This window comes from Sphingobacterium sp. NPDC055346, assembly GCF_053645235.1.
This window is the reverse complement of the sequence record NZ_JBSHMI010000005.1, coordinates 90,175-110,919: the sequence shown is the minus strand read 5'-3', so window position 1 is coordinate 110,919 and position 20,745 is coordinate 90,175. Positions and strand designations below refer to the sequence as shown.

The window sequence follows — 20,745 nt, the reverse complement described above, 5'->3', positions numbered from 1 at the left end:
AATAAATTCCATTGGAGGGGTTACCGTCCATTATGCCCTGAGAACAGAGAGGCATGAAAGGTTCCTAAGGGAAGAAAGTTATGGATATAACAGATTTAGCAGAGCTAAGGGATACGTTTTTCTAAGAAATAGCTATAATCCCATTAAGCCACTGATGAGGAAACACGTCTAGAATTAACCTAACCGACTACCAGAAAGAGGGGTCAGGAAGCGATCAGTCTAAGTATCATCAGATAAAGATTCTATGAAAAACACATATTTTCCCGGTTGTTTGTCCCGGCGGTAAACAGATCGGAGCTTAGGCTGCTCTTTTTAGGAAACCTACCAAAGTGTCTGGTACATCACCCTAGTTCAACATTCGCTTTTTAAAACGAAATGACCTTTTTGGATTCTATTTATTTTATCTTATCCTGGAAGGTTTCATTGACTATGCCCTCCAGACTGTCAAGGTCAAAAGGTTTGGAAAGGAACCCGTCAGCTTTTGCAGTGGCGGCCAAGTCCTCTATGTCACTGTTCGCTGATACCAGGATTACCGGGATGTCTCGATATTGGGGATTTGATTTCAAGATCTGGGTTGCTGCTACACCTCCGATATCCGGTATCCAATTGTCCATCAATATCAGGTCAGGCTGAAACCTTTCCACTTTTTCCAGAACATCATGAGAAGTCTGGCACTGTTCGACGATATGCCCCATGTCCTCCAGCACGATCGTAAATATCTCCAGTACGTGCCGGTCGTCATCGAAAATAAGTATCCTTTTGTTTTCCATCGTATTATGCGAAAATATTAAATCTCCCCAAAATTTGAAACATTAATTTATTTTCCGCCAGATTTTTTGGTCACCAACTTGTTGGAACCTATCCCTAAGCGAGGAGAACAGGAGGGTTTCCTTGGGACCCAGGCCTAGGAATCCGCCATTTTCCAAGCTCGTGTGGAAGAGCTCCATTACCGATCCCTGCAGGGAGCGCCTGAAATAGATCAGAACATTCCTGCACAGGATAAGCTGAAAGCTATTGAAGGAAGAGTCACTGGCAAGGTTATGGGTAGAGAACACCATTCGGGAACGGAGCTCATCATTGAAGCTAATGCTGCCCAGTTTAGGCGAGTAATAGTCAGACAGATCCCTAGTACCGCCCGAACTGACATAATTATCTGCAAATTCCCCAAGGTTCTCTAAGGGAAACAGGCCCATGGACGCACGCTCCACAGAGACTGGGTTTAGGTCTGTTGAATAGATCAGGGACCTTTCAAGAAGTCCAGATTCGTTTAACAATATGGCCATTGAATATGCTTCCTCACCAGTGGAGCAACCTGCTACCCAGACCCGGATCAGGGGGAAGGTACTCAGGAAAGGGATCACGTGCTGACGGAGGGCCAGGAAAAAAGCTGGATCTCGGAACATCGTGGTCAGGGGAACGCTGACCTGTTGCACGAAGTCCCCTGCCAATGTTTTTTCCATGAGCATCCTGTCCAAGAGCTCCTCCAGATCGGAAACCTTCCATAAGGACATAATCCGTAAAATCCTCCTCTGAATGGAGTCCCTGCTATAACCTGTGAAATCATAGCCGAATTCCTCGAGGAACCTGAAAAGGAAAATATCTAACTGGGAATCGATATCCATTCTCACCCTCCCGTTAAACCCTGGATCTCGGCCAGGAGAACATCTATATCCACTGGTTTGGATACGTAACCATCCGCGCCCGCACCAAGGCACCTCTCCCTGTCCCCGCTCATGGCCTTTGCTGTCACCGCAATTACGGGTGGGTAATCCTTCCCGCTGGAATCCCTGATGTGCTGCAAAAACTGGAATCCATCAAATTCCGGCATCATCATGTCCAGCAGCACTACGCTGATGCCCATTCCAACCTCTATGAGGTCAAGTCCCTCCTGGGCACTGAGGACGCCATGGGAATCGTACCCCCTTGATCTGAGTGCGGTCTTAAGGGCGAAGATATTCCGCCTGTCATCATCAATAATCAATATGCTCATCTGTTTTCTAAGGTTTAACGGTTAAAAAGCCACACCCGGAGCAAAGAGACCAATTGGTCCAGATCCACAGGTTTGGATATATAATCTGAGGCTCCTGCCTTCATGCACCGCTCCCGGTCTCCCATCATCGCTTTTGCCGTGACTGCGATTATCGGGAGTTTGCTGAAGATTTCCATGGAACGGATCTTTTCGATGGCCTGGAAACCGTCCATCTTTGGCATCATTATGTCCATCAGCACGATGTCGATGTCGGGTTGACTTTCCAGGACCTGGCAAGCTTCCACACCATCGATGGCAGAGTAGATTTCCATATTGAATTTTTCCAGGGCCCTTGATATGGAAAAGATGTTGCGGATATCATCATCGGCAATCAGGACCTTCCTTCCATGCAAGATTTCGGCAAGTCGGCTACCTTTTGCATTCACCTGCGGAGATAAACTAGATGTCTTATTTTCCACCAGATGAAGGAATAGGCTCACCTCGTCTAGGATCCTCTGGAAGGAATGGGCCGTTTTCAGGACGATCGAGTCCGCATATTCCTTAATGCGCATCTCTTCCTGCCCAGAGAGGCTCTTTCCGGTAAAGACGATTATGGGAAGGTCCTCTAGGCCATCTTGGCCCTTTATTGTTTCCAGGGTCTCATATGCCCCTGGATCCGGGATCCCCATGTCCAGGATGACACATTCAACTTTACCCGATGTAAGGGCCTTTACCCCCTGTTCAAGGGAGGACTTCACCTCTGTGGAAATGTCGAAGCTCTCAAGATAGGACGAAAGCGCTTCGGCGTGCTTTGGATTTTCCTCAACGATCAATACCTTTTTGGGACCGTTGCTCAAGGCCGAATCTATTTTGGAGAAAATCTCCTGGAAGCCCTGGTTTTGGAAAGGTTTCCTGATAAAATCGATTGCGCCCCTGCGTATGCTTTCGCTTTTCTTGGCTTGTTCGGCCGACATCATGTGGACTGGGATATGACGGGTATCCGGATTGGACTTCAATCCTTCGAGAACCTGCCACCCGTCCATATGGGGCAGGACGATGTCCAGCAGGATAGCCTTCGGAGAAAACCTCAGGGCAGCTTCCATGGCCAGGTCACCCCTGCCGACAGCTATTGCCTTGTAGCCAGCTTTCCTTGCATATTGCAGTACCAATCTGGCGAAAGTTTCATCGTCCTCCACTATCAGGATCGCCTTGTCCCCCGGAACAATGGTCCCTCGGTCATCTGGAATAAATTGCGGGATAAGGATACCAGGACCAATTGCCGGATTCTCTAAGGCCTTAATTAGGGGAGCTATGGGTTCCTCATTTTGGACATCGATCTGCTCACCATTCACAAAATCAAGCGGCAGTGAGAGTGTAAAGCAGCTTCCCTGGCCCGGGGTGCTCTCCACGGTAAGCTCACCATGCAGCAATCTTGCGATTTCCCTGCTGATCGAAAGTCCCAGGCCGGTTCCCCCGTATTGCCGCCTGGTAGACCCGTCCGCCTGTTGGAAGGCCTCGAATATCAGTTTCTGTTTTTCTTGGGGAATCCCGATCCCTGTATCTCTGACATGGAACCGGACGGAAGCCCCAGGTCCAGAGGTCCTCTCCACCCTGAGGGTTATGTGGCCATTTTCTGTGAACTTGATTGCATTGGACAGCAGGTTCCTTAGGACCTGTTCCAACCTGAGCCTGTCGCTTTTCAGGTTGAAATCTCCCGGCAGTCCATTCTCGATCCGGAGCTCCAGGTTCTTTTCCTTGGTGAGGGGACTGAACATCTGCTGGAGCTCCGAAATGAGGTCTGCCAACCTAAATTCCTCGAGCTCTATGTCCATCTTCCCTGCCTCGATCTTGGAAAGGTCCAATATTTCGTCTATCAGGGTAAGCAACCCTGTTCCTGATGACCAGATGACCTGGGCTGATTCAACCTGTTCCTGGTTAAGGTTTCCATCCGTGTTCTCAGTGAGCACACGGGAAAGCAAGAGGATGGAGTTAAGGGGGGTCCTCAATTCATGGGACATGTTGGCAAGGAACTCCGATTTGTATTTGGTGCTCAGGGCAAGGGCTTCCGCTTTTTCCTGGATTTCCCTGTTCCGTGCGACGATCACCTGGTTTCTTTCCTCCAAGAGATGCGATCTTTTCTCGAGCTCCTGGTTGGAGATCAGCAGCTCATCCTGCTGGGACCTTAGCTCCTCTTCTGAGACCCTCAACCTACCGGCCTGGGCTTCCAGCTCGCTATTGAGGGTCTCCAGTTCTGCGTGCTGGACCTGAAGCTCCTCAGTCTGGGTCTGGGTTTCTTCCAATAGCTGTTGGACCCTGCGCCGGCTCTGTGCCGCGGCCATAGATATCCCAATGGTTTCACAGAAGTCGGAAATTATCCCAATCTTCTCTTCGCTTATATCTCCCCGAGAACCGACTTCGAGGATCCCCATGCATTCCTGTTGGTAGATAATGGGCACCAATGCAATCTGGCGGACTAATATTTCACCCTGTGCAAAGGAAAGCTTGAACTCTTCTGGATATAGGTCCTTGAGGACCCTATACCTTTTGGTCCTGTAGACCTCTCCCAAGACACCTCCAGTTAGTGGGACCTCTGAGAAAGGCAGGCTTTGGAGCCCGACGGTATGCATGACCTTGAACGTACTCCTTTCGACCATGAAAACTGCTCCGTTCTCCAAATCCATGTAGTCGGTGATGAATTCCATGCTGAACTTTGCAATTTCCTCAAGACCGGGGTTTCCCATCAGACCTGAATTCAGCTGGGCCAGTCCATTTTTCCGCCATTCGTTCCTTTGGAGCTGATCAAAGTTCTTCTTCAGGGACTCGGTCATTATGCGAAGGCTCTCAGCTATGTTCCCAAGATCGTCCTTTTTCGTGTCATCTATGATCACAGAATAGTTTCCCTTGGTAACCTGTCGGGCTATCCCCCTAATAATGTTCAACCTATGTTTCATGTCACTGTCCTTCTCTAGCAGTTCCTGCTGTAGTTCTGCCCGCCTTCTGTAGTCGCCTCGAAGTTTCCAGAACAGGATGGCAGTGATGACCAAGGACATTAAGGAGGCAAAGGCAAACAGGATGGTAGTCGTCAAAGTGGAGTTATCGAGTTCCTCGGAACGCTTTCCTACCCTGGCTTCTTCCTCATGTTGGATCTCGCCGATAAGGACCCTACATGAATCCATGATCGATTTCCCCCTGTCTAGGTGATCGGGAGATAGGTTGCCGGAACTTAAACGCTGTGCCATGAGTCCCTCCAGCACTTCAATCCTTTCCCTGGCCAAGCGTCCGAGTCGTTGGGCCCTGATCACTTGGATTGGGCTCAGATCTCCATTGACAAGGTTGCCCAGGTGCTGCGGCAGATCCCTACGGCTGTCCCGGTACGGCGCCAGGAACTCTTCCTGGCCTGTCAGCAGATAGCCCCTCTGTCCGGTTTCAGCATTCTGCAGGTCGATCAAGACCAACTGAGAATTGAGTATGGTCCGTTGGGACTGATCCATAAGGGCTTTGTTCTCCCGCTGTTTGCGGAACGAGAGGAACATGACCGCGGAGGAGGCCAGAAGGATGGCCATGGAAAAACCGAAACCGATCTGAAGGTTCCTAAATACGTTTTTTGCCATTATTTATTGATTGGGAGAGTAAAAAAAAATGTCGATCCTTCTCCAAGCTTGCTCCTGACCCCACATTCTCCCCCGTGAAGGGAAATGATCTCTTTGCAAATGTGCAGTCCTAGGCCTAGGCCCTGGAACTTTGCTGATGCTTCCTGTACCCTGTAGAACTTGTCAAAGACAAAAGGAATTTTCTGTTCTGGGATCCCTATGCCTTCATCGCTGACCTCTATGGTCAGGGCATCGTCCTTAACAGTTGTGTTAATGCGGACTACTTGCGAACCTGGAGCGTACTTTATGGCATTGCTGAGATAATTGGTCAGGACCTGCTCCAACCTTATGGGATCAGCTAAAATCGGTCTATCGATCTTTGCGCCTGTTCGCTCAATTCTGATTGCGGAACCGTGGTGTTCTACCATTGCAGAATCAGCAGACTGCTGGATGAGATCTTCGAAATCAACTTCCTGAAGGGAGATTTTAATTCCGCCGTTTTCCAACCTGGAAATATCCAGAAGGTCCTCTACCAAGCTATGGAGCTTTTCAGCCTGTTCCTTAACCTTGGAGAGATAATTGTAGGCACGGTGGTCCTTCATGTCCTTCATTGAGCGCAGCGATATTTCTGCAAAGGCCTTGATACTGGTCAATGGGGTCTTGAGCTCATGGCTCGCAACGCTCAGGAATTCATCTTTTTTATTTTCTAATTGCTTGCGCTCATCTATATCGGTCATGGTACCGACCCAGCTGTGCCCAGCTGACCCCTGGGCAACGGGCACAAGCTTTAGGAGATGGTAACGGTAATTATCAGATTGTTTTTCCCGAAGCCTCAATTCTGCCTCCAATGGAAGCTTGTCTTCCAATTGGAACTTCCATTTCTCAAAAATGTGTCCATCCTCGGGATGGAGTTCGGGCCATGTGGACCTATCATGAGAATACCGGAACCACTGTTCGTTAACGAAATCCACATTCCCCTGGGAATCCGTTGTAAAAGCGACCTGGGGCAATGATTCTAGGGTCGTGTTCAGTTCCTCAAATTTTGAGGAAAGCTCATTTTGAGCTGATTTGCGCCATTCGATTTCTCTCTGCAGCTCTTCCTGCATTTTATGCAATGCTGCCGTCTGTTCGTATAGTCGATAGAAGGTATTAACCTTCAGCAAAAGGATATCGGGGTCCACCGGTTTGGTAATGTAATCGATGCCGCCTGATTCGTAGCCCTTGGCGATATACTTCTTTTCCCTGTTGACGGCGGACAGGAAGATTATCGGGACATCCTTGGTCTTCTTTGTCGATGACAGGAACTCTGCGACTTCATAACCGTCCATTTCGGGCATCTGTACATCTAGGATGATCAGGGCATATTCGTTCTTGAGGCATTTTTTCAACGCCTCTTCTCCAGAAAGGGCAGAATCGGTACGAAAGCCTTTAGATTTCAGAGTCTTTTCTAAAGAAAAGATGTTTTCGGGTTTGTCGTCAACTATTAGGATCATTTGTTAATCTATTTTTCGGTGGTACCCGCCTATTTCAGGACCATTGCCGAAGGTAGGTGATAGAACTAAATTATCAAAAAAAGAGTGAAAAAACGCTAATCTACACGAAGGAAAGTCTATATTTTTCTTCTTTAGAGACTTTCCTGCAATTCAAAGAGTTTGGTTCCCCGTAGATTTACTAGAAATATAAATTTGACCGGCAAAAGCGGATCCAAATCCACAAATTTCCGGGAAATTTAAGAATTTTCGAAAAATCGGGCGCTTTAAAATTAAAAAATAGGAATTAGTTATTGATACTTAAAGATTCGACCGTTCCAAAGGTATAATAAGGTGATTGTCTCATGGGTTCAATCTATGGAGTATGGCTAGGTTAAGGAACATATAGTTAAATGCCCCAACTTTGTCCATTAATAAGCAGAGGAGGAACTAGGGACCATGGAAACCTAAACTTTTATTTAGAGTCCATATGACCCCTTGGCGAAAGGATAGGTTCGACCTCTAAGGAATCATAGACCGATCGCTGCATTGCTTAACCTATTTTCAAAATAAGTTAACCTGAGATAAAGAACGCCCAAAGCTTCTGGGGATCGAATATCAGGATCAGGGCAGGGTTGGCAAAGTGATTTATCTCCTTGACCGTGAACTCCCCTGGATAATCAGTCAGGCTGTTTTCTTTTCACTTTTGGATTCGAAAAGTTTTGAATTTTTGATTGGATTTCCCCTCAATAACTCTTGGATGTCATATTTGGCAACCACCGTCTTGAGTGCCTCCAAGTGCCGCGTATGGTGCATATCTGTACCTACAAAATCATACATCCCAGCACGGATCAGCGTCAGAGCACAGGTCTTCACGTTCTCTCCGTAGTACTTGCTTATGGAAAGGAGGTTCAACTGCAGTTGGCAACCCGCTTGTTTGATCTCTTCGAATATCTTGAAATTATTGTGGAAATAATTGTAGCGCTCGGGATGAGCAAGGATGGGCTGGTATCCCCGATCCTGGATGTCCTTGATAACACTGAACAGGGCCTTGGACTCTGAGAGGTAGGACATTTCTACCAGCATGTACTTATCAGCGATCAGACACAGATTATCTGCCTGGATCCATTCCTGAATCTGGTCATCGATCATGTACTCGGCGCTGAAGTTAAGTTTAAAATCCAGCGAATTTGCCTTTAAATGGTCGTTTAACTCTGCATGAGCAGATTTGATGGTCTGCGGTGTGTTGTTGTGCACCCCGGCCATAACGTGCGGTGTCGAAACGCTGTTATGTATACCCAACTCCTTCAGTCCTTTGACCAGGATCAAAGATTCCTCAACGCTGGGGCTACCGTCATCGATCCCTGGAAGGATATGGTTGTGTATGTCCCAGCCTACCCATGCCAATCTATTAGCGTAAGACTTTCCGTCATTTTTCTTGCCCCCAAATAAATTACTCCAAAATCCCATAGTTTCTAAAAATATTAGTTGTTTGGTAATAGGTCCCTAATTATATATTAGACATCCTGTTTCTCGATAAGGTTTAATGAAAACGTTCAATAAAACCCATTTGCTACAAAACACCTTAAATTAACGCAGGATTGTCCTTTTCCAACTGTTCATAAACCTGTTTAACATCCTGCGCTCGACTCCTGTCCAGCACCAAAACTGCATCTTCCGTATTCACTAGCATACAGTTACTTAAGCCTACAAATACGGTATGCTTATTAGTACCTACAACAATATTGCCATTCTCGTCAACAGGGTGCCCTTTGCTCCTAAAATACTCATATAAAGAGTCGAACGCCCCCATATCGGACCATTCAAATCTTGCTGGCACGACCTTGATCAGGTCACTCCGCTCCATTACCGCATAGTCGATACTCTTGGAAGGGATCAGTTTGGAATGCGCCAGATCAAGGGCCAGGTCCTGGGCATATTCAAATGCCACCTCGGCAGCATTGTACAGCTTGGGCTCAAAACGCATCAATTCTTCTAAATATACCCCAGCCTTGAAACAGAAGATCCCCGAATTCCACAAGAAGCTGCCTTTCTTTAGAAAGTCCTTTGCGGTTTCCTCATTTGGTTTCTCGCGGAAAGAGAGCACGGTATTGCCTTCGTGCTCAATATATCCATAGCCGGTTTCGGGTCTAGTTGGGACTATTCCAAATGTTGCGATAAATCCTTCTTGGGCATAAATGATGCCCTGGTTGATGGCCTCTCGGTAGTTCTTCAATCCCTCGATCAGATGATCCGAAGGCGAAACGATCAATATATCGTCCTGATCCGCGTGGAAGGCAGCAAATGCAATAGCGGCAGCCGTATTCCTGGGGACCGCCTCTGCAATGATATCATGGTCATAACCTTTCAAATAGGGTTCGGCGATTGTTTTGTTGGATGCCGACCCTACCAAGACCACCTTGGACGCAATCTCTTGATTCCTAGCGATGGTCAATTCAAACAAGGTTTTGCCTTCAAAAATCGGCAGGTATTGTTTTGGCTTCGACTTTCTGGACAGCGGCCATAACCTTGAGCCTACACCACCAGATAATATTACATTGATTATTTTGCCCATCATTAACCTAATTTTTTCATTTCAATTGCATCGTCCACTTTTAGGTACAATTCGGCGGTGGCCCTAGCATCGGACAGTGCATCATGATGCTTAAGTTCTACGCCCATTAAGTCACAACATATACTCAACTTGGTCCGTTCAAAACCTAATGATCGGTAAATCTTGCTTGTACACTCCCAAACAGGTTCCAGACCAAGTTCTTCGAATGGAAGGTTATAAAAGTTCATGGTCTCCTTCAGCACTGAACGATCTAATAATTCATCATGTGCTACCATATGTTTGGAAACCAACAAATCTTTAATGCTTGGAAATAGGTCAATAAAGGTCGGAGCCTGAGCTGTATGCTTTGGTTTGATACCGTGCACTCTGGAGGTTTGCCACATATACCTGTTCTGTGGAGGCTGGACCAAACTGTAAAATTCATTTACGATCTTGCCGTCAACAACGTCCACTATACCAACAGCACAAACACTATTGTATTTTGCCGTTGCGAGCTCAAAGTCTATAGTTGTAAATGTTTTAGACATTTATATAAAAGTAAAAAAATTAAACTCAATATCCATATTTACCTTTCCATTTATCTCGAAGTGCAATCCTTAGTTTCTCCTCAGCGGGATTTTTTCCAGGCTCGTACATTTTCTGATCATGCAGGCCCTCAGGCATATATTCCTGATCAACAAAATTTCCGCTATAGGCATGGGCATACATGTACTCAGTTCCGTAATTCAGCTCTTTCATCAATTTGGTGGGTGCATTCCTCAAGTGAAGTGGAACCGACAGGTCCCCAGATTTGCGCACGATAGCCTGAGCTTTATTGATGGCTTCGTAGGAAGCATTGCTTTTTGCAGAACAGGCCAAATAGATAACTGTTTGCGATAAAATTATCCTAGATTCCGGCCATCCGATCACGTTTACGGCCTGGAAACAGTTATTTGCGAGTAACAAGGCATTCGGGTTCGCATTCCCCACGTCTTCCGACGCCAAGATCAAAAGCCTCCTGGCAATAAACTTAGGGTCTTCTCCCCCTTCAATCATTCTGGCCAGCCAATATACCGCAGCATTTGGGTCGCTCCCACGGATCGATTTAATGAATGCCGAAATGATATCGTAATGCTGCTCTCCCGACTTATCATAGCGCACTCTGTTCTGTTGAACATGCTTTGCAACAAATTCATTTGTTATTTCCTGTTTACCATGCGATGCCGCTTGGGAAACCAATTCCAAGATGTTCAACAGTTTTCTAGCATCCCCACCTGAGAGTTGCAGCAAGGCATCATATTCCTTGATGGAAATATTCTCTTCCTTTAAGAATTCATCTTGGTTCAGGGCCAAATCAACGATCTGGACCAGGTCTTCCTTGGTCAACTCCTGTAATACATACACCTGGCACCGCGATAAAAGAGCGGATATAACCTCAAATGACGGGTTTTCAGTGGTAGCGCCGATCAAGGTTACCGTTCCCCTTTCCACGGCCCCAAGCAGCGAGTCTTGCTGTGACTTGGAAAATCGGTGGATCTCATCGATGAAAAGGATGGGTTGTTCCTGGTTGAACTGGCGCATCTGTTCAGCCTTTTCAATCACTTCGCGCACATCCTTTACACCGGACTGTATGGCACTGAGGCTATAGAAGGGCCTATCCAAGGATTTAGCGACCAATAAAGCCAATGTTGTTTTACCGACCCCCGGAGGTCCCCAGAAGATCATGGAAGGAATGGACTTTTGCTCTATGGCGTTCCATAGCACGGCCCCCTCGCCTATAATATGTTTTTGACCGACATATTCAGCAAGGTTTCTGGGACGCATCCTTTCAGCCAATGGTACTCTGGTAGCCATAATCCACAAAGCTATTGATTTTTCATAGCAAACCCAATGTAAATATGCATTGGTAATACGAATGTGGCATTCCGTCTATCTTTTACTCGCTAAACTCCGGTAATTCCAGCTAAACGAAAAGTTTTAACATTATTTAATAATTATTCTACCTTTCCCAACAGCTGCATTTATCTTATATTTCAGATTATTTAATACTTTTGAAAAAAATGAATTTGAGAATGATTGATAAAGTGCGTGTTAGCTTAACTCTTGGCTTAATTCTGTTGGCAGTAAGCGTAAAGGCCCAGACCAATGATAAACCATTGGACCCTTCGGGTTTTGTTACAAAATATGACAGTACATTTGCTGGAATTGGCCCGAAAGTATATGTTCTTCCCGCACCTCGGACAAAAGAAGAGGAATTGGTGGATTCCTATAAAGAGAAAAAGGGCTTTTTTGACTCCATTGCCCGTCAATTGGAGTACCAGTCCATTATTGAAGATTATAGGCCAACTTCAAATGCGGCTTATTTAAAGCAAAGTATCAAGCCCTACCCTTCAACTGAAGGGGAATGGAATAGCCTGATCACAAAACTCGAAAGCAACAGGAATTTACCTTTGGCGGCAGGCATGGCCAATGAGCATGCTTTTGAACTACTTAAACAAGGAGACATCAATAGAGCTATCGCCCTATTGATAAGGGGACTGAATGCAGCAAGAACTTCAGGATCCGGCGAAAAATTCGTGCTTGAGCACAATCTTGCAAATGCCTACCTATTCAATGGCAACCTATCGGACGCTGCTTCAATGCAGGAAACATTCCTGCAATCTGCAGTGCAGAAAAAGGAATTGGTAGACCAAGCCAATACCTTGGTCCGCATTGCCTTGGTGCAAGCATATGAAAAGAAATATTTTGCTGCTGAAAACACCATTATCCGCCGTGCATTTCCATTGTACAACAGGACCAAAAACCAATTTGGCAAAGTATATGCTTTGATTAATCTGGCAAAGATCTATCAGCTGCAGAACAAGCATACCGAAGCGCAGTGGTTTTTGATCCAAGCAAAAGATCTAGCGACATTAAGAAAAATCGACAATGAATTGCCTGAGATCGAATACATGTTGGCTCTTTCCAAATACATACAGCAGAACTATAAAGTTGCCCAATTGGAATTTGAAAAGGCAAAAACATTGGCAGACGTAGAAAACAACAAGGTCCTACAGTTGGCCATTGCAGATAAATTGGGGGACATATACTTGATGATGGGCAACTTTGAAGACGCCGAACAGGAGCTTTCAAGTTACTGGAAATTAAGAAACGAATTATTTTAATTCGCAGTTGTCAAGAGGTTGTCCGGAAAGTAGTTAATAACCCTTAAAAGTGACCGGAAAGAACAATTGAAATGAATATTTTACGTTGTCATCCTAGCATTGAGTTAATTTTTAACTAAATTGAGCGGTAATAAAAATACCCTCTTACTATTTGAATAGAGTTATTCCCTGAAACAACAATTAATGAACAAATTCAAGAACTATACATATATGTTTAAACATCTCCTTTTCTGTCTTGCGTTAATATCGGTTGTAGCCTGTGGAGCAAAACCAAGGGTCAACCTGGATCAGGACGGCTTAGAACTAAAGCCTACAACGCAACATGAGATCATTGCGAAAGAAGTAGCCAATTTATTGGAGAATTTCAGCTATAAGAAAGTCCCCATGGGCGATTCCCTTTCCAATATTGTTTTCAATAACCTGTTGGAAGGAATCGACCAGGGGAAGAATTACATGTTGAAATCTGATATTGACGAATTCCAACAATTCAAGAACAGCATCAGCCAAGACTTCAGGGCTGGCGACCTGTCCAGTGCATTCTATATCTTCAATAAATACACTAACAGATATCTGCAGTGCATGAACTTTGCCTTGGAGCAAATCGATGCAAAACATGACTTCACAAAAGACGAAACTTATACCAGCTTTCGCGAGAAACAAGATTGGTTTACTTCAGAGGCCGAATTGAAGGACCAGTGGAGAAAGCGTGTTAAATATGATCTTCTGAACCTGAGACTGACTGCAGGAGACTCTGCAAAGGTGGATGGAGAAAAGAACAAGGAAACTCTACGCAACAGATACAATAACTTGATCTCCCAAGCTAAGAAAACAAATTCCAACGATGCTTTCCAAATGATCATGACGGCATTGACAGACGCTGTTGACCCTCATACCACCTATTACAATCCATCATTCGCACAAGCTTTCAATGAGAGCATGTCAAATACATTAGAGGGTATTGGAGCACAGCTTCAAATGGAGAATGAAATGGTGACCATCAAGCAGATCATTGCTGGAGGCCCTGCATTCAAAGATAAGTCACTTCATATCAATGATCGCATCGTAGCTGTTGCGCAAGGCAATGATGGTGAGTTTGAAGACATCATCGGTTGGAGACTGGATGCTGCTGTAGCAAAGATCAAGGGAAAAAAAGGAACTGTGGTTCGTTTGAAAATCCTACCTGCTGGAGCTGAATTATCCGCTGCACCAAAAATCGTAAAACTTACCCGTGAAAAGATCATTCTTGCCGAGGAATCAGCAAAACGTGAAATAAGAACCATTAAAGGTGAGGACGGCAAAAACTACAAAATCGGCGTGATCAACCTCCCTAAATTCTATATCGATTTTGAAGCGGTCCGCCGTGGAGATAAAGACTATAAGAGCACCACAAGAGATGTAAGGTTGTTATTGGATAGCCTGAAACAGGACGGTGTGGATGCTGTATTGATGGATTTAAGAAATAATGGAGGCGGTTCGTTGCAAGAGGCTATTGAATTGACCGGCCTTTTTATTGACCAGGGTCCCGTAGTTCAGGTGAGAGATTCTCGGAACCGTGTCCAGGTAGACAGCGACCAAGAAACGGGATTGGCATGGGAGGGTCCATTTGGTGTGATAATCAACAGGTTCTCTGCATCTGCTTCTGAAATTTTCGCTGGTGCGATCCAAGATTACGGAAGGGGAATTATCCTTGGTTCTACGAGCTACGGAAAAGGCACAGTCCAAAATGCGGTGGATATGTCCCGTTTCATCAGTGCCACCAACAAGCTTTTGATCAAGGCATCGGGCGAATCTGATCCGGACACCCCGAACGGTGCTCCGGAATTTGGGCAGATCAATATTACGATGGGTAAATTCTACCGTATTACAGGTAGCAGTACCCAACATAAAGGTGTCGACCCAGACCTAGTATTCCCTACACAATATTCAGCTGAGAAATTTGGAGAAAGTTCTGAGCCTTCCGCATTGCCCTGGGATCAGATCAAACCAACCAAATTCTCGAAAATCGGTTCTTTGACCGAAATCAGTACGCAATTGGAAGACATCCATAAGAAACGTATGCAAAAATCACCTGCATATTCGTTCTTACTGGAAGACATTGCAGAATTCAGCAAAAATGAGTCCATGCCTGCAATTTCCTTGAATGAGGAAAAACTTAAAGCTGAAAGGGAAAAAAGCAGATTGAAACAACGAGAGCGTATCAACAAACAGCTTTCTTTCTTAGGTGAACCACTTTGGAAAGAAGGTCAACCGCAGCCAAAATTGGATTACGACTTTGTGCTTGATGAAAGTGCAAATGTGCTGACTGATTATATTAGGCTTAAGAAATAAGGTAGACATTGGCCATTACACCCTGGTCTAGGTAAAAATAAAAAAAGAAGCAGGCTGGTCATTGAATGTCCAGCCTGCTTTGTTTTATATGGATATAAATGGTCACTTGTCCTTATTTAATTGTGATCAGGAAGATTTTCGTGTCACCGTTGAGCAATGAACCAAATGTAAAAAACCGGCCTCCGGTGAACTCCATAGAAGCGATGGCATGAATTAAAAAAAAAAGCAAAATATATCTTCTGCGTTACTTTTAATGCCCTAGATAACCAAACCGGCGAAGGAGCACACGGACGCCAAAAACAACTCGGACCAGTAAACGCTTTGGCCCATTTAAGGTAGCTCTTCGCACTGCCCAGCGCACTTCAAAGGAATACCTTGCTGTCGGGAATATCTTCCAAGGCCAATCCCATCGCACAGGTCAACGTCATCCTTTCCATTTTTATGCAACCTGAAAAAGAGCCTGCGGCTATAGAACTTTCTTTGAAAGGATGGACGTTTGCAATACCTCAACTCTAAAAGTTTGTGCCCGACCTTATATAGAAAAATGAAATGGTTAATGAGAAAAACAAAGCATTAAGACCCTTCAAAACCCAATAAAACATGAATTGGCGCACAGTTGCATAATCTTCGATTATCGAGACAGGGTCCTGGGGGGAGAACCTTACAGATCCTTCATTTACCGTTCGGATTGGGAGAACCCGAATGTGCTATTCTGCTAATGACGACGTAAGTTATTCAATAAAAAAGGATACTGAAAAATGGAATAGCCTGCGCTAAACCAATTTTTCAGTATCCTAATCCGATAGGACATATATACCTGCATCCAGTGGACGAATGCGATCCGTGACTATAAAACTGTATCCCTTTCTAGCTGGATAACAATCTTGTTCTATCCTCCAATCCTGTCCCAAATAAGGTGGATTAACGCCAAACGGTTCTCCTGCCTCATGTCTATCTCCTAATACCCCACCCCTGTTCTCCTTGGTTGGCGAATAGCTGGCCAAGTTCCAGGTTTTCCACTTGCATCTGCTGGCAACACTCTTTTTTCCCTGTTCACCAAAGCGGGTTCTTCAGAAGCTTTATAGGTCAATACGGCTGTTAGGATCACATTGGATATCAGGTCATCAAAGACTATTTTATCGTATGTATCTAGGTTGGTATGCCAAGTGTTGCTGAAATAACCCCATGACAAAGAGCTAAGCATAAAGCCTGGTACCCCCGCAGCTACGAATGAAGCATGGTCTGAACCACCGCCACCAGGGGATCCTGGAAATTGTGTATTGATATCCTTTGTAATATGACTGGGAACTGCATCTAACCAGCGTCCCATAAAGTCATAGGCATGTACAAAGCCTGAACCATTGATATTGGCAACACGGCCTGTACCGTTATCTAGGTTGAAGACTGCCTGAGTCTTCTCGATGACCTCAGGGTTATCCAGGACAAATGATCGAGATCCATTTAATCCCTGCTCTTCACTTCCCCATAATCCTACCAAGATCGTACGTTTAGGGTTCGGAAGGACTTTTTTCAAAACACGAGCGACTTCCATCATTGCAATGGTTCCGGTACCGTTATCTGTTGCGCCAGAGCCACCTTCCCAAGAATCCAAGTGCGCAGACAGGATAACATATTCATCAGGAAACTGAGATCCCTTGATCTCTGCTATGGTATTGAAAGATGGAACATTTCCTAAATGTTTAGAAGAAGTCTCTACTTTAATCTTTGGTGCATAGCCTTTTTCAGCCAAACGGTATAGGATACCGTAGTCCTCCAGGGAGATATCCAATGAAGGCGCTTTATGGGTCCTAGCTCCGAAAATCTTATTTGCACCAAATTCTGCCGACCAATAGCTGCTCAGTACACCTACCGCTCCAGCATCCTCGAGAACTGAAGGAATAGAGTTGGGAGCTAATCCTGTTGCCTTGATACGTTCATTCCAAACGGATCCGATAGAATCTCTTTGCCTCTTCATTTTTGCATAAGATTCAGGCGTTGCGTATTCTTTCCAGTTGGCATCCGGCCTACCGGTTGGTTGTGGCATTGAAACCATTACGTATTTCCCCTTTACCTTAGGCAACCAAGCCCTGAAGGCGAGTGAATCTTTGATATCTGGAAAGGCAATGACCTCCGCTTCAATGGCTTTACCATTGGTGGTAGGGCTCCATGCTAATTGGGTTCCAGCTAACGTTTTCTGCCTGGGATGGGTCATATCGATATGCGAGATCCCTCGCTCCCATCCATGCCATTCACCAAATTGCTGGTTTTTTGCTGAGATCCCCCAGCGTTGAAAGGTTTTCAATGCCCATTCATTGGCATGGGTCATTTGAGGGGTACCAACTAATCTCGGCCCCACGACATCCAGCAGTTCAAAAGCTAATGTTTCCAATTCTGAATTATTTGTTGCCTCATTTACGATCTGCTCAACTATTGGGTCAACGGATCTTGGGGTATTGGGTCCCATGCGCTGTGCTTGCGTTGGAGTATATGCAATCCCTGTTGAAAGTAATAAAAAGGCTAATTTCCTGAAACGGCAAATGGTCTGTTGTTTGAATTTCATAGTAAATGTTCAGTTATTAATTAGGTAAACCCTAAGGTCGGCAAAATTTGCCAAAAGCAAAAAAGATAAGACCAATAAGTCTGGTAAAGGGAGTTTTTCTTTGCTCGCCCCGGTTGAGTTATGCAGGTTTTTCCATTTTTATGATGATTTGCCAAGCCTGTCGAACTCAAAAAAAAGCCTGGGATTTGCCCAGGCCATCAAAATTCCATGTATTAATTAAAAAAATATTTTAGAGGCTTTAGGGGTTCCTCCCCTTAGATTATGATCTCCAGTCTTTGTATTGATTGATCAGTCCATTGGTCGAGGAGTCATGTGTTTCAACGGCTCCATCTCCCTCTAACTCAGGAAGGATCTGGTTTGCCAATTGCTTTCCAAGCTCCACACCCCATTGATCGAAACTAAAGATATTCCAGATGATCCCCTGCACAAAGATCTTATGTTCATAAAGTGCGATCAAGGCTCCTAAAGTCTTAGGCGTGATCTCTTTGATCAAGAATGAATTGGTAGGACGATTTCCTTCAAATACTTTGAAAGGGGTCAATTCTTTGATTTCAGCTTCGGACTTACCTGCTTTTTCCAGTTCAGCGACTACCTCCTCCTCTGATTTTCCATTCATCAGGGCCTCGGTCTGTGCAAAAAAGTTGGAAAGCAACATTTGGTGGTGATTACCCAGTGGATTATGGGAAATAGCTGGTGCAATGAAGTCACAAGGGATCAGCTTGGTTCCCTGATGGATCAATTGATAAAAAGCATGCTGACCATTGGTACCCGGCTCTCCCCAAATGATCGGTCCGGTTTCATAATCAACTCTCTTTCCATTTCTATCAATATACTTACCATTACTTTCCATATCTCCCTGTTGGAAATAAGCTGCAAATCGATGTAAATATTGGTCGTATGGAAGGATGGCACTGCTTTCAGCTTCAAAGAAATTATTATACCATATGCCCAATAGAGCCATGATGACCGGGATGTTCTCTTCAAATTCCGCATTCCTGAAATGCTCATCGGCTTCGTATGCTCCTGTCAAAAGTTCCTCGAACTTTTCAAAACCTATCGCTAAACAGATCGATAGTCCAATAGCGGACCATAAAGAGTATCTACCGCCTACCCAATCCCAGAATTCGAACATATTCCTGGTATCAATACCAAATGCTGATACGCCAGACTCGTTGGTACTCAAGGCTGCAAAGTGCTTGGCAACATCGGCCTCTTTTGCTCCTGCCTTCAAGAACCATACTTTGGCAGAATTTGCATTGGCCATGGTCTCCTGGGTAGTAAAGGTCTTTGATGCAATCAGGAACAATGTAGTTTCAGGATCTAGACCTTTCAGGGTTTCCGCAATCTGGGTTGCATCTACATTGGATACAAAATGCATGTTCAACCTTGTCTTATATGCTTTAAGTCCCTCTGTGACCATTACTGGCCCTAGATCAGAACCACCGATACCGATGTTCACTACATCCGTGATCTCTTTTCCCGTAAATCCTTTCCATTCTCCAGAAATAACACGTCCGGAGAAGTCTTTCATCCTTTCCAGGACTCCTTTGATCTCTGGCATCACATCCTTTCCGTCGGTAAGGACAGGCTTGCCGGATCTATTTCTCAATGCCGTATGCAATACCGCACGTTTTTCTGTTTCATTGATCTTCTCGCCGTTGAACATGGCTTCGATTGCATCTTTCAATTTGCACTCGCGCGCCAATTGGATCAACAATGCCATGGTTTCCTCATTTATGCGGTTTTTAGAATAATCCAACAGGATGTCGCCCAAATAGATGGAAAACTTATCGAAACGTTCAGGATCTTTAGCAAAAAGATCCTTAATGCTGGATTCGTTTATGGTTATGAAATGATCGGCTAAATATTTGAAGGCTTGGGTCGTTGTAAAATCAATTTTTGGTAACATATATCTTTACTTTTGTTCAAATATAAGGATTACAGCCTATTCTATCCTCAATTTTATTTTATCTTTGTTCCTATGACCAAAGAACAAATTCAAGACTTGAGGGACAGAATCACTTCCCTGAGGAGGCATCTTTGACATTGATGCCAAAAAGGAAGAGATAGAGCGTGAAACCCAAATCACGATGCAATCCGACTTTTGGGATGACCCAAAAGCCGCAGAAAAGGTCCTGCATTCCATTAAAAACCATAAAATCTGGACCGATCAGTTTGATCATGTCAATGCTGCAGTGGAAGATACAGGTGTTCTGTATGAATTCTTTCAAAGCGGTGATGCTAGCGAAAAGGAATTGGAAGACCAATACCAGATTGCACTGACAGAAATCGAAGAGCTGGAATTCAAGAACATGCTCAGTGCCGAAGAGGACCAATTGGATGCGATTCTGCAAATAACGGCTGGTGCCGGTGGTACCGAATCATGCGATTGGGCAGCGATGCTGATGAGGATGTATATCATGTGGGGCGAGAAACATGGCTGTAAGGTAACGGAGCAGGATTATCAAGAAGGTGATGTAGCCGGGATAAAGACAGTGACCTTACAGTTTTCTGGTAATTTTTCTTATGGCTATCTGAAAGGTGAAAATGGCGTACATCGCTTGGTTAGGATCTCTCCTTTCGACTCCAATGCCAAGAGACATACTTCGTTTGCATCGGTATATGTCTATCCGTTGGTGGATGACAATATAGAGATCGAAGTAAAGGACTCAGAAATCGATTGGGACACCTTCCGTTCGGGAGGAGCAGGAGGCCAGAACGTAAATAAGGTAGAAACTGCGGTGAGGCTGCACCATAAGCCTACCGGGATCATTATCAAGAACCAGGAGTCAAGATCGCAATTGCAGAACAAGGAAAATGCCATGCGCTTATTAAAGTCCCAATTGTATGAAATCGAAATGAGAAAGCGCCAAGAAGCAACCGCTGCAATCGAAGGTTCGAAGAAAAAAATTGAATGGGGTTCACAGATCCGCAACTATGTCCTCCATCCCTATAAATTGATCAAGGATTTAAGGACAAATACCGAAACCTCGAATACACAGGCAGTATTGGATGGGGATCTGGACGGATTCCTGAAATCGTACCTGATGGAATTCGGAGGTTAATGGAAACTTAGGAATTCAGGGACATTAGAAAGGGCTGGAATCATGA

The 20,745-nt window shown here is 44.9% G+C and carries 14 protein-coding genes; 3 read left to right on the top strand and 11 right to left on the bottom strand.

Features of this window, described 5'->3' with window-relative positions:
- Positions 1 to 395: 395 nt before the first annotated feature.
- The 9 genes from ACWICE_RS11495 to ACWICE_RS11455 all read right to left on the bottom strand — a co-directional run bounded on the left by ACWICE_RS11495 (position 396) and on the right by ACWICE_RS11455 (position 11,436).
- Positions 396 to 770: a response regulator gene (locus tag ACWICE_RS11495; RefSeq protein WP_093099517.1), complete on the bottom strand. Its 375-nt coding sequence runs from the start codon at positions 768 to 770 to the stop codon at positions 396 to 398.
- 42 nt (positions 771 to 812) lie between these two features.
- Positions 813 to 1,622 carry a CheR family methyltransferase gene (locus ACWICE_RS11490; protein ID WP_454298422.1) on the bottom strand — a complete coding sequence of 270 codons (810 nt, stop codon included), beginning with the start codon at positions 1,620 to 1,622 and terminating at the stop codon, positions 813 to 815.
- A gap of 2 nt (positions 1,623 to 1,624) precedes the next feature.
- Complete coding sequence (locus tag ACWICE_RS11485) at positions 1,625 to 1,990, bottom strand: response regulator (RefSeq protein ID WP_093099520.1); 366 nt, start codon at positions 1,988 to 1,990, stop codon at positions 1,625 to 1,627.
- Positions 1,991 to 2,004: 14 nt separating this feature from the next.
- Positions 2,005 to 5,580, bottom strand: a complete 3,576-nt coding sequence (locus tag ACWICE_RS11480; RefSeq protein WP_454298421.1) for a response regulator — start codon at positions 5,578 to 5,580, stop codon at positions 2,005 to 2,007.
- Positions 5,580 to 7,052 (bottom strand): ATP-binding protein, encoded by a 1,473-nt coding sequence (locus ACWICE_RS11475; RefSeq protein WP_454298420.1) that lies wholly within the window; start codon positions 7,050 to 7,052, stop codon positions 5,580 to 5,582. The genes ACWICE_RS11480 and ACWICE_RS11475 overlap by 1 nt, the downstream gene beginning before the upstream one ends.
- Before the next feature lie 660 nt (positions 7,053 to 7,712).
- Positions 7,713 to 8,498 carry a tyrosine-protein phosphatase gene (locus ACWICE_RS11470; RefSeq protein WP_454298419.1) on the bottom strand — a complete coding sequence of 262 codons (786 nt, stop codon included), beginning with the start codon at positions 8,496 to 8,498 and terminating at the stop codon, positions 7,713 to 7,715.
- 115 nt (positions 8,499 to 8,613) lie between these two features.
- Complete coding sequence (locus ACWICE_RS11465) at positions 8,614 to 9,606, bottom strand: mannose-1-phosphate guanylyltransferase (RefSeq protein WP_454298418.1); 993 nt, start codon at positions 9,604 to 9,606, stop codon at positions 8,614 to 8,616.
- Positions 9,606 to 10,130, bottom strand: a complete 525-nt coding sequence (locus ACWICE_RS11460; protein WP_312697936.1) for an exonuclease domain-containing protein — start codon at positions 10,128 to 10,130, stop codon at positions 9,606 to 9,608. The genes ACWICE_RS11465 and ACWICE_RS11460 overlap by 1 nt, the downstream gene beginning before the upstream one ends.
- A gap of 25 nt (positions 10,131 to 10,155) precedes the next feature.
- Positions 10,156 to 11,436: a replication-associated recombination protein A gene (locus ACWICE_RS11455; RefSeq protein ID WP_185213198.1), complete on the bottom strand. Its 1,281-nt coding sequence runs from the start codon at positions 11,434 to 11,436 to the stop codon at positions 10,156 to 10,158.
- A 206-nt stretch (positions 11,437 to 11,642) separates the two neighbouring features.
- On the opposite strand from ACWICE_RS11455, the gene ACWICE_RS11450 reads away from it, so the two are divergent.
- Together ACWICE_RS11450 and ACWICE_RS11445 are read left to right on the top strand one after the other, a co-directional pair.
- Complete coding sequence (locus ACWICE_RS11450; RefSeq protein ID WP_454298417.1) at positions 11,643 to 12,746, top strand: tetratricopeptide repeat protein; 1,104 nt, start codon at positions 11,643 to 11,645, stop codon at positions 12,744 to 12,746.
- A 183-nt stretch (positions 12,747 to 12,929) separates the two neighbouring features.
- Positions 12,930 to 15,074, top strand: a complete 2,145-nt coding sequence (locus ACWICE_RS11445) for a carboxy terminal-processing peptidase (RefSeq protein ID WP_454298416.1) — start codon at positions 12,930 to 12,932, stop codon at positions 15,072 to 15,074.
- 958 nt (positions 15,075 to 16,032) lie between these two features.
- Here ACWICE_RS11445 and ACWICE_RS11440 read toward each other — a convergent pair.
- Both ACWICE_RS11440 and pgi read right to left on the bottom strand, forming a co-directional pair.
- Positions 16,033 to 17,634 carry a M20/M25/M40 family metallo-hydrolase gene (locus ACWICE_RS11440; protein WP_454298415.1) on the bottom strand — a complete coding sequence of 534 codons (1,602 nt, stop codon included), beginning with the start codon at positions 17,632 to 17,634 and terminating at the stop codon, positions 16,033 to 16,035.
- A 259-nt stretch (positions 17,635 to 17,893) separates the two neighbouring features.
- Positions 17,894 to 19,543: a glucose-6-phosphate isomerase gene (gene pgi, locus ACWICE_RS11435; RefSeq protein WP_454298414.1), complete on the bottom strand. Its 1,650-nt coding sequence runs from the start codon at positions 19,541 to 19,543 to the stop codon at positions 17,894 to 17,896.
- Between the two features lie 72 nt (positions 19,544 to 19,615).
- Here pgi and prfB point away from each other — a divergent pair.
- Positions 19,616 to 20,699 (top strand): peptide chain release factor 2 gene (gene prfB, locus ACWICE_RS11430; protein ID WP_139185500.1). Its coding sequence is split into 2 segments (ribosomal slippage): positions 19,616 to 19,675 and positions 19,677 to 20,699, totalling 1,083 coding nucleotides; the frame shifts between segments, so codons are not numbered across the junction.
- The last annotated feature ends 46 nt before the right edge of the window (positions 20,700 to 20,745 follow it).